Annotated in this window: 9 protein-coding genes; 6 read left to right on the top strand and 3 right to left on the bottom strand. The window is 63.5% G+C overall.

Annotation, left to right across the window (positions count from 1 at the left end):
* Positions 1-176: 176 nt before the first annotated feature.
* Positions 177-1670: a CoA-acylating methylmalonate-semialdehyde dehydrogenase gene (locus B4M43_RS21015; RefSeq protein WP_296269385.1), complete on the bottom strand. Its 1494-nt coding sequence runs from the start codon at positions 1668-1670 to the stop codon at positions 177-179.
* Positions 1671-1739: 69 nt separating this feature from the next.
* Entirely contained in the window at positions 1740-3086 is a 1347-nt protein-coding gene (locus B4M43_RS21010) for an aspartate aminotransferase family protein (protein WP_296269384.1), read from the bottom strand.
* 118 nt (positions 3087-3204) lie between these two features.
* On the opposite strand from B4M43_RS21010, the gene B4M43_RS21005 reads away from it, so the two are divergent.
* The 6 genes from B4M43_RS21005 to B4M43_RS20980 all read left to right on the top strand — a co-directional run bounded on the left by B4M43_RS21005 (position 3205) and on the right by B4M43_RS20980 (position 9065).
* Complete coding sequence (locus B4M43_RS21005; protein WP_296269383.1) at positions 3205-4122, top strand: LysR family transcriptional regulator; 918 nt, start codon at positions 3205-3207, stop codon at positions 4120-4122.
* A 71-nt stretch (positions 4123-4193) separates the two neighbouring features.
* Positions 4194-4856 (top strand): TetR/AcrR family transcriptional regulator, encoded by a 663-nt coding sequence (locus B4M43_RS21000; protein ID WP_296269382.1) that lies wholly within the window; start codon positions 4194-4196, stop codon positions 4854-4856.
* Between the two features lie 9 nt (positions 4857-4865).
* Entirely contained in the window at positions 4866-5450 is a 585-nt protein-coding gene (locus tag B4M43_RS20995; RefSeq protein ID WP_296269381.1) for an IMPACT family protein, read from the top strand.
* 392 nt (positions 5451-5842) lie between these two features.
* Positions 5843-6529 carry an SDR family oxidoreductase gene (locus B4M43_RS20990; protein WP_296269380.1) on the top strand — a complete coding sequence of 229 codons (687 nt, stop codon included), beginning with the start codon at positions 5843-5845 and terminating at the stop codon, positions 6527-6529.
* Between the two features lie 119 nt (positions 6530-6648).
* Entirely contained in the window at positions 6649-8001 is a 1353-nt protein-coding gene (locus tag B4M43_RS20985; RefSeq protein WP_296269379.1) for an 8-oxoguanine deaminase, read from the top strand.
* Positions 8002-8117: 116 nt separating this feature from the next.
* A complete protein-coding gene (locus B4M43_RS20980; protein ID WP_296269378.1) occupies positions 8118-9065 on the top strand; it encodes an adenosine deaminase in 948 nt (315 codons plus the stop codon).
* Between the two features lie 8 nt (positions 9066-9073).
* Here B4M43_RS20980 and B4M43_RS20975 read toward each other — a convergent pair whose 3' ends face one another.
* A complete protein-coding gene (locus tag B4M43_RS20975) occupies positions 9074-9784 on the bottom strand; it encodes an ArsR/SmtB family transcription factor (protein WP_296269377.1) in 711 nt (236 codons plus the stop codon).
* Between the last annotated feature and the right edge of the window lie 198 nt (positions 9785-9982).

Raw genomic sequence — 9982 nt, 5'->3', positions numbered from 1 at the left:
TCGAAGCGCTTCCAGTCTTGGTAAAACGTTCAACTCGTTGAATCTCAAGGAGTTTTCCGTTCCGTTTGCCCCGGAAGTGGTGCGCAGTATAAAGAGATCTGAGGAAGCGTCAAGGGCTTATTCGGAAATAGTTCAAAAAGAACAAGGGAGGCCCAAAATTGGCCTCCCCTTCCATATCAAAGGCTTGGGAACGCGAACTGCGACGCCTCATGGCTCTTGCGCTGTGGCCAACGCTGGGTGATGGCCTTGCGACGAGTATAGAAGCGCACACCGTCCGGCCCGTAGGCATGCAGATCGCCGAACAGCGAGCGCTTCCAGCCACCGAAGCTGTGGTAGGCCACCGGCACCGGCAAGGGCACGTTGACGCCTACCATGCCTACTTCGATCTCGTCGCAGAACAGCCGCGCCGCTTCGCCGTCACGGGTGAAGATGCAAGTGCCATTGCCGTATTCGTGGTCGTTGATCAGTTGCATGGCCTGCTCCAGGCTCTGCACACGCACCACGCACAGTACCGGTCCGAAGATCTCTTCTTTATAGATGCGCATGTCCGCAGTCACCCTGTCGAACAAGGTGCCACCCAGGAAGTAGCCATCCTCATGGCCTGGAACGCGCAGGCCACGGCCATCGACCACCAGCTGCGCTCCGGCGCTCACGCCTTCTTCTATATAGCCGACGACCTTGTCGCGTGCGGCGGCGGTCACCAGCGGCCCCATGTCCAACCCACAGGAAGTGCCGGCACCGATCTTCAACGCCTTGATCTGTGGCTCCAGTTTGGCGATCAAGGCATCCGCCACCTGATCGCCGACACAGACGGCCACCGAAATCGCCATGCAGCGCTCACCGCACGAACCATAGGCCGCGCCCATCAAGGCACTGACTGCGTTGTCGAGGTCGGCGTCAGGCATCAGCACCGCATGGTTCTTCGCCCCGCCCAAGGCTTGCACGCGCTTGCCACGCTTGGTGCCCTCGGCATAGATGTATTCGGCGATCGGCGTGGAGCCGACGAAGCTCAACGCCTTGACCTGCGGCGCCTCGATCAGCGCATCGACCGCTTCCTTGTCACCCTGCACGACATTGAGGATGCCCTTGGGCAAGCCGGCCTCGAGCAGCAACTGGGCGATATACAGCGTCGAGCTCGGATCGCGCTCGGACGGCTTGAGGATGAAGGCATTGCCACAGACGATGGCCAGCGGGTACATCCACAGCGGCACCATGGCCGGGAAGTTGAACGGTGTGATGCCGGCGACCACGCCCAATGGCTGGAAGTCGGACCAGGCATCGATGTTCGGCCCCACGTTGCGGCTGTACTCGCCCTTGAGGATTTCCGGCGCGGCGCAGGCGAACTCGACGTTCTCGATGCCGCGCTTGAGCTCACCAGCGGCGTCCTCGAGGGTCTTGCCGTGTTCCTGACTGATCAATTGGGCGATATGCGACTCGTGCTGCTCCAGCAACTGCTTGAAGCGGAACATGACCTGCGCGCGCTTGGCCGGCGGGGTATTGCGCCAGGCGGGATAGGCGGCAGCGGCGGAGTCGATGGCCTGTTGCACAGTGGCTTGGCTGGCCAGTTCGACTTTGCCAGTAGCCTGCCCAGTGGCTGGATTGAAGACATCGGCGGTGCGTCCGCCATTGGACACCAACTGGCCGTCGATCAGATGCTGAACGATGCTCATGCAAAACTCCGTAAACAATGGGGAAGGGACCGGTGCGGGATGCCGCACCGGTCGTCTAAACGATAGCGATCAGTCGATGCGGTTCAGGTGCTCGCCCACCGCATCGAACAGGCGATCCAGTTCATGGGGCTGGGTATTGAAGGTCGGGCCGAACTGCAGGGTGTCGCCGCCGAAGCGCACATAGAAACCGGCCTGCCACAGCTTCATGGCCACTTCATAGGGCCGCACGATGGCATCGCCGTCGCGCGCAGCGATCTGAATGGCGCCGGCCAGACCGTAGTTGCGAATGTCGACCACGTTCTTCGCGCCCTTCAAACCGTGCAGCAGGGTTTCGAAATGTGGCGCCAGTTCGGCGGAGGCCTGCACCAGGTTCTCCTTTTGCAACAGGTCCAATGCTGCGATGCCCGCCGCACAGGCGACCGGATGCGCCGAATAGGTGTAGCCGTGGGGGAATTCCACCGCGTACTCGGGCGTCGGCTGGTTCATGAAGGTCTGGTAGATCTCGCTACTGGCCACTACCGCACCCATGGGGATGGCGCCGTTGGTGACCTGCTTGGCGATGCACATCAGATCCGGGGTGACGCCAAACGCTTCGGCGCCGGTCATGGCGCCCATACGACCGAAGCCGGTGATCACTTCGTCGAAGATCAGCAGGATGTTGTGCTGGGTGCAGATCTCGCGCAGACGCTTGAGGTAGCCCACCGGTGGCGGCAGCACACCCGCCGAGCCGGCCAGTGGCTCGACGATCACGGCGGCGATGTTGGAAGCGTCGTGCAGCTCGATCAGCTTGAGCATTTCCTCGGCCAGCACAACGCCACCCTGCTCAGGCAAGCCCTTGCTGAACACGTTGCCCGGCAGCACGGTATGCGGCAGGTGGTCGACGTCGAGCAGTTGGCCGAACATCTTGCGGTTACCGTTGACGCCGCCCAGGCTGGTGCCGGCGATGTTCACCCCGTGGTAGCCACGCGCGCGACCAACGATCTTGGTCTTGCTGGCCTGCCCCTTCAGGCGCCAGTAGGCACGGACCATCTTCAGCGCAGTGTCGGCGCACTCGGAGCCGGAGTTGGTGAAGAACACATGGTTGAGGTCGCCCGGCGTGAGCTGGGTGATCTTTTCCGCCAACTGGAACGCCAATGGATGACCGAACTGGAAGGCTGGCGCGTAATCGAGAGTCGCCAACTGGCAGCTGACCGCGTCGGCGATTTCCTTGCGGGTATGGCCGGCGCCGCAGGTCCAGAGCCCGGACAGAGCGTCGAAAATTCTTCGGCCTTTGTCGTCCACCAGATGGTTGCCGTCGGCCGCCACGATCAACCGCGGGTCGCGGTGGAAGTTGCGGTTGGCCGTGTAGGGCATCCAGTGGGCGTCCAGCTTGAGTTGGCTGGCGATACCCACGGGCGCGTTTTCAGGCATGTTCATCGGCGGTTCCTCGAAAGACGGTCAGACAACGATGGTTACGTTTGCCGATAAACTGGCACGGCGATAAAGTCTGGAAAACTCAACATTTCTAATCTTCAGTCAGTGGCGCACTAAACTAATGAGTCGACGTCCCGAGGCACTCTCCCAGGTCAGTGATTTCGATATTCGCCTGTTGAAGATTTTCCGCAGCGTGGTGGAGTGTGGAGGGTTCTCGGCCGCCGAGACCATCCTGGGGATCGGCCGTTCGGCCATCAGCCAGCAGATGAAGGACCTGGAACAACGGCTGGGCCTGCGCCTGTGCCAGCGCGGGCGCGCCGGGTTCTCGCTGACCGAGGAAGGCCGCGAGGTGTACCAGTCGGCCTTGCAGTTGCTCGGCGCCCTGGAGTCGTTCCGCACCGAGGTCAATGGCCTGCACCAGCACCTGCGCGGTGAGTTGAACATCGGCCTGACCGACAACCTGGTGACCCTGCCGCACATGCGCATCACCCACGCCTTGGCGGAGCTGAAGGATCGGGGGCCGGAAGTACGCATCCAGATCCGCATGATCGCCCCGAGCCAGGTCGAGCAAGGCGTGCTGGACGGCAGCTTGCACGTTGGCGTGGTGCCGCAGACCAGCCCGTTGTCGGGGCTCGAGTACCAACCGTTGTACAGCGAGCGCTCGCTGCTCTATTGCGCGGTGGGCCATCCGCTGTTCTTCGCCGACGATGCGCACATCGACGATGAGCGCCTCAACATGCAGGACGCCATCGCGCCCACCTTCCGTCTGCCGGCCCAGGTGCAGGCCTGTTACCAGGCGCTGCACTGCACGGCCAGCGCGTCGGACCGCGAAGGCATGGCATTCCTGATTCTGACCGGGCGCTACATCGGCTACCTACCCGACCACTACGCCAGTTTCTGGGTGCAGCAGGGCCGCTTGCGCGCGCTGAAGCCGACGCAGCGCTTCCACGATTTGAGCTTGAGCTGGGTGACGCGCAAGGACCGGCGCCCGAATCTGGTGCTACAGCGCTTTTTGGATAGCCTGGCGGCGACACGCTAAGGTTTGTCTGATGCGCTCAGGCAGGTAATCTGTCCGACAATCCGCACCACCCAGAACTGACGGAATCGTCCATGACCCTCGAAGTCCCCGCGCACCGCCACTCCACCTCGGGCAAGCCCGCCGGCCGCATTCGCCAGAAGAACGAGCGCGCCATCATCCAGGCTGCCGAGGATGAGTTCGCCCGCCACGGGTTCAAGGGCACCAGTATGAACACCATCGCCTTGAAGGCCGACCTGCCCAAGGCCAACCTGCACTACTATTTCACCAACAAATTGGGTCTGTACATCGCGGTGTTGAGCAACATCATCGAACTATGGGACAGCACCTTCAACGCCCTGAGCGTGGAAGACGATCCGGGCGAAGCGTTGAGCCGCTACATCCGCACCAAGATGGAGTTCTCCCGGCGCAATCCGCAGGCCTCGCGCATCTTCGCCATGGAAGTGATCAGCGGCGGGCAGTGCCTGAGCGAATACTTCTCGGCCGACTACCGCGTCTGGTTCCGTGGCCGCGCGGCGGTCTTCGAGGCGTGGATCGCCGCAGGCAAGATGGACCCGGTCGATCCGGTGCACCTGATCTTCCTGCTCTGGGGCAGCACCCAGCACTATGCCGACTTCGCCACGCAGATCTGCCAGGTCACCGGCCGTAGCCGATTGACCAAGCAAGACATCGAAGAGGCCAGCAACAATCTCATCCACATCATTCTCAAAGGCTGCGGCGTGAAATCGCCCGTTTGATCCGGACTTATGCCCTCTACCCTGCTCGAGCCTTGCGAATTTCGTGAAGAAATTCGCAAGAGCCGCTTCATCACCCTGGCCGCGCCCATCGCCACACCTGGCGAAGCCGCGCAGTTCATCGCCCAGCACAGCGACCTGGCCGCTACGCACAATTGCTGGGCCTGGAAGATCGGTGGCCAGTACCGCAGCAGCGACGACGGCGAGCCGGGCGGCACGGCGGGCCGGCCGATCCTGGCGGCCATCGAGGCGCAGGATTGCGATCGGGTCGTGGTGCTGGTGATCCGCTGGTATGGCGGCATTCAGCTGGGTACCGGTGGGCTGGCCCGGGCCTACGGCGGCGGCGCGAACAAATGCCTGCAACAGGCGGCCAAGCGTTTGCTGGTACAGCGCAGCCACTTCACGTGCAGTTGCAGTTTCAGTGAGCTGGCGCTGGTGAAGCTGCGTGTGGCTGACATCGATGGGCTGATGGTGGATGAGCAGTTCACCGCCGAGGGCGTCGATCTGGAGCTGGCGTTTGCCGAGGTCCATCTCGACGCTTTGCAGACCCAACTGGCCGATTTGAGCCGCGGGCGAATTCGCTTGCGACGAATATGATTGAGTTGCGCACAACTACTGTGTGCCTGCCTGTGAATAACCTTGGGGCATAGGGCTACGCGCCAGTCATATCAAGGGCTCCAGCCAATTGATCAATAATTGATCAGGGATGGGGTTCGCGCAGTTGGCACACCGCTTCCGCACAGGTTATGCACAGGCTGTACACTCAGGGGACACTTATCCCGTGATGACGAAATCGCTTCCACGCTTGCACACAATTGCAGTGGAGGAGCTTGTGGACAACCCGTGTGCGACAGGCGCTAAGCCAGGCCAGACGTGGCCTACAAGAAATTGTTCAAAATTTGTACAGCACCCCATGGGGCCGCGTTAACGTTCAAACGCCAAGTGTTGCGGTATGCTCCGGCATTCTTCAACTGTTCGAGGAACGTCGCATGTCCACTACACCCTCCGCTCTGATCATCGGTGCCTCCCGCGGCCTGGGGCTCGGCTTGACCGAGCGTCTGCGCGAAGCAGGCTGGAACGTCACGGCCACCGTGCGCGATCCGAGCAAGGCCGAGGCGTTGCAGGCGGTGCCTGGCGTGCAGGTGGAAACGCTGGAGATGAACGACGATGCCCAACTCAATGCCCTGGTGCAGCGCCTGCAAGGCCAGGTGTTCGACCTGGTGTTCGTCAATGCCGGCGTGATGGGCCCGCAGCCACAGTCGCCGCAGAGCGTGACCTTGGACGATGTCGGCCAACTGTTCATGACCAATGCCGTCGCCCCGATCCGGGTAGCCAGCCGTCTGGTCGAACAGATCGGTCGGGACCGTGGCGTACTGGCCTTCATGAGTTCGGGCCTGGGCAGCGTCACCAGCCCGGACGGCGGCGAAATCTGCTTGTACAAGGCCAGCAAAGCCGCGCTCAATTCGATGATCAACAGCTTCGTGGTGCAACTGCAGCGCCCCGATCTGACCGTGCTGGCCATGCACCCGGGCTGGGTGCAGACCGCCATGGGCGGCGACCACGCGCCGCTCGACGTGCAGACCAGCACCCGTGGGCTGGTCGAACAGATCACTGCCCAGCGCGGCCAACCGGGCCTGCGCTTCATCGACTTCCAGGGCGAAACCCTCACCTGGTGAATTGAACGCTGCGGCGCGAGGCTCTATAGTCGGTGCCTCGCCCCACGGCGGACCTGGATCAGCAGACAGGGCAACACTGAGCTGGCTTACCTGAACCCACTTTCAGAGGAGCCGGCGCCATGCCTGCGACCCGTACCTGGTTGAAAACCCCGCTTGCCATCTTCACCGCCAATGACCACGACGCCCGTGGCGGCCTGGTGATCGAGGGCGGCCGGATCAGCGAACTCGTCCCCTTGGGCCAACGGCCCGCACAACCCTGCGAACAGGTCTTCGATGCCCGCGAGCATGTGGTCCTGCCCGGCCTGATCAACACCCACCACCACTTCTACCAGACCCTCACCCGCGCCTGGGCGCCGGTGGTCAACCAGCCGCTGTTCCCCTGGCTCAAGACCCTGTACCCGGTCTGGGCACGCCTGACCCCGAAATCCCTGGCCCTGGCCAGTGAAGTGGCTTTGGCCGAACTGCTGCTGTCGGGCTGCACCACGGCGGCCGACCACCACTACCTGTTTCCCCAGGGCCTGGAAGAAGCCATCGATGTGCAGATCGAAGCCGTACACACGCTGGGCATGCGCGCCATGCTCACCCGCGGCTCGATGAGCCTGGGCGAAGCCGAAGGCGGTCTGCCGCCGCAGCAGACCGTGCAGCAGGGCGAGGTGATCCTGGAAGACAGCCGGCGCTTGATCCGCAGCTACCACCAGCGAGGCGCCGGCGCGACGATTCAGATCGCCCTGGCACCCTGCTCGCCGTTTTCGGTGACGCCTGAAATCATGCGCGCCAGCGCTGAGATGGCCGGCGAACTGGATGTGCGCCTGCACACGCACCTGGCCGAAACCCTCGACGAAGAAGCCTTCTGCCTGCAACGCTTCGGCCTGCGCACCGTCGACTACCTCGACAGCGTCGGCTGGCTCGGGCCGCGTACCTGGCTTGCCCACGGCATCCATTTCGAGGCCGACGAGATTGCCCGCCTGGGTGCGGCCGGCACCGGGATCTGCCACTGTCCAAGCTCGAACATGCGCCTGGCCTCGGGCATCTGCCCGACGATGGCGCTGGAAGAGGCCGGCGCCCCCATCGGCCTGGGCGTGGACGGTTCGGCCTCCAACGATGCCTCCAACCTGATCCTGGAGGCGCGTCAGGCCCTGTACCTGCAACGCCTGCGCTACGGCGCCGAAGCGATTACCCCGCAGCGGGTGCTGGGCTGGGCGACCCGTGGCTCGGCAAGCCTGCTCGGACGCGACGACATCGGCAGCCTGGCGGTGGGCAAGCAGGCCGACCTGGCCTTGTTCCGTCTCGACGAACTGCGCTTCTCGGGCAGCCACGATCCGCTGTCGGCCCTGCTGCTGTGCGGCGCCGACCGCGCCGACCGGGTCATGGTCGGTGGCCACTGGCGTGTGGTCGACGGCCAGGTGCAGGGGCTGGACCTGCAAGGTCTGATCGCCGACCACCGCCAGGCGGCGCAGCGTCTGGTCGGTTGATCGCCCCGCCCGGCTCGCGCGCTTGATCGACGCCCTGCGCCGAAAGGACGCGGGCCGGGCCATGGGAAAAAATTCCAGTAGAATGTCCACAACCGTTCCTGATCGAGACCCACCCCATGTATGACTGGCTCAATGCCTTGCCCAAGGCCGAATTGCACATGCACCTCGAAGGCTCCCTGGAGCCCGAGTTGCTGTTCGCCCTGGCGGAACGCAACAAGATCGCCCTGCCCTGGAACGATGTCGAAGCGCTGCGCAGCGCTTATGCCTTCAACAACCTGCAGGAATTTCTCGACCTCTATTACCAAGGCGCTGGGGTCTTGCAGACCGAGCAGGACTTCTATGACCTGACCTGGGCCTACCTGCTGCGCTGCAAGGCGCAGAACGTGATCCACACCGAACCGTTCTTCGACCCGCAAACCCACACCGACCGCGGCATCCCGTTCGAAGTGGTGCTCAACGGCATCCGCCACGCCCTGCGTGACGGCCAGCAGCAACTGGGCGTGAGCAGCGGCCTGATCCTGAGCTTCCTGCGCCATCTGAGCGAAGAAGAAGCGCAGAAAACCCTCGACCAGGCCCTGCCCTTCCGCGACGCATTCGTCGCCGTCGGTCTGGACAGTTCCGAGCGAGGCCACCCGCCGAGCAAATTCCAACGCGTATTCGAGCGCGCCCGTGGCGAAGGCCTGGTGGCGGTGGCGCACGCCGGCGAAGAAGGCCCGCCCGAGTACATCTGGGAAGCCCTCGATCTGTTGCAGATCAAGCGCATCGACCACGGCGTGCGCGCCATCGAAGACGAACGCCTGATGCAACGCATCATCGACGAGCAGATTCCGCTGACCGTCTGCCCACTGTCCAACACCAAGCTGTGCGTGTTCGACCACATGAGCCAGCACAACATCCTCGACATGCTCGAGCGCGGCGTGAAGGTGACGGTCAACTCCGACGACCCGGCCTACTTCGGTGGCTATGTGACGGAAAACTTCCATGCCTTGCATCAACACCTCGGCATGACCGAAGACCAGGCCAAGCGCCTGGCACAGAACAGCCTGGACGCGCGCCTGACCTGAGCCCAGGATCAGCCCACTTGCAGATTGTCGACCCGGGCGATGCGGCTGATCTGCTGAATGCCCAAGGGCGTGGTCTGCAAAGCCCGCCCGCCCTCCTGTTCGCGCACCCACCCCGACTGCACGAACAACTTGAACAAGGCCCGCCCCAGCACACCGCCCAGGTGCGGGCCCTGGTCACTCCATTCGCTGCAATGGCACACCACCCCTCCCCGACTGTGCTGGGGCGCCAGGGCATCGATGAAGACGCCGATGCTTTCCAGCTCGACCCTGCCCAAGGGCGTCACCAACAGCTGTTCGCCATGGCGCTCCAGCCAGCCCGCATCCACCAGGCGCTGGTATAGCTCGGCCGCTATTTCACCGCCCAAGTGGTCGGTGCACAGCCGCGCCCGGCGCATGGCCAACGGAATCTGCAAAGGAAAGGTGCCGCGGCGCGACTGCTCGGGGTCGACCACCAGGTTCGCCAATGCTTCGACCGCGGCACCGACCTCGGGCGTGGCCAAGCGGAAGTAGCGTTTGCGCCCGCGCGATTCCGGCCGCAGCAGACCGGCGGTGGACAACAGCGAAAGGTGCGCGCAGGCCGACGAGCAGGTCAGCCCGGTCATCATCGCCAGCTCGGCGGTGGGCCGCGGCGTGCCGTCGATCAAGGCCCAGAGCATGGCGCTGCGCTTGGGATCGGCCATCAGGCTGGCAATACGGCTGATGCTGCTCACTGCTTTCATATCTACGCTGCTCCCTTACGAGATAGTGATTCGCCGACCAGGGCCTGCACGACGCCTGATACACGCTGGCTGAGGGGAATTGAGAGGGCTGTCGAACGTCCCTGGCCACCTGCCGCACTTCGGCACCTGGGAAGGGCCAGGGCGACCGCCTGGGTAGCCTGTCAGAGGCGAGTATAAGCCGGCAGCCGGCAGCGTCTG

The sequence above is a fragment of the Pseudomonas sp. UBA6562 genome (genome assembly GCF_002434265.1).
In the GTDB taxonomy this organism is placed as follows: Bacteria; Pseudomonadota; Gammaproteobacteria; order Pseudomonadales; family Pseudomonadaceae; genus Aquipseudomonas.
This window is presented reverse-complemented; position numbering and strand designations above follow the sequence as displayed.

Coding starts and splice junctions, on each gene's coding strand:
- B4M43_RS21005 (WP_296269383.1), top strand. CDS start 3,205: ATGAGTCGACGTCCCGAGGCACTCTCCCAGGTCAGTGATTTCGATATT.
- B4M43_RS20995 (WP_296269381.1), top strand. CDS start 4,866: ATGCCCTCTACCCTGCTCGAGCCTTGCGAATTTCGTGAAGAAATTCGC.
- B4M43_RS21000 (WP_296269382.1), top strand. CDS start 4,194: ATGACCCTCGAAGTCCCCGCGCACCGCCACTCCACCTCGGGCAAGCCC.
- B4M43_RS21010 (WP_296269384.1), bottom strand. CDS start 3,086: ATGAACATGCCTGAAAACGCGCCCGTGGGTATCGCCAGCCAACTCAAG.
- B4M43_RS20975 (WP_296269377.1), bottom strand. CDS start 9,784: ATGAAAGCAGTGAGCAGCATCAGCCGTATTGCCAGCCTGATGGCCGAT.
- B4M43_RS20980 (WP_296269378.1), top strand. CDS start 8,118: ATGTATGACTGGCTCAATGCCTTGCCCAAGGCCGAATTGCACATGCAC.
- B4M43_RS20990 (WP_296269380.1), top strand. CDS start 5,843: ATGTCCACTACACCCTCCGCTCTGATCATCGGTGCCTCCCGCGGCCTG.
- B4M43_RS20985 (WP_296269379.1), top strand. CDS start 6,649: ATGCCTGCGACCCGTACCTGGTTGAAAACCCCGCTTGCCATCTTCACC.
- B4M43_RS21015 (WP_296269385.1), bottom strand. CDS start 1,670: ATGAGCATCGTTCAGCATCTGATCGACGGCCAGTTGGTGTCCAATGGC.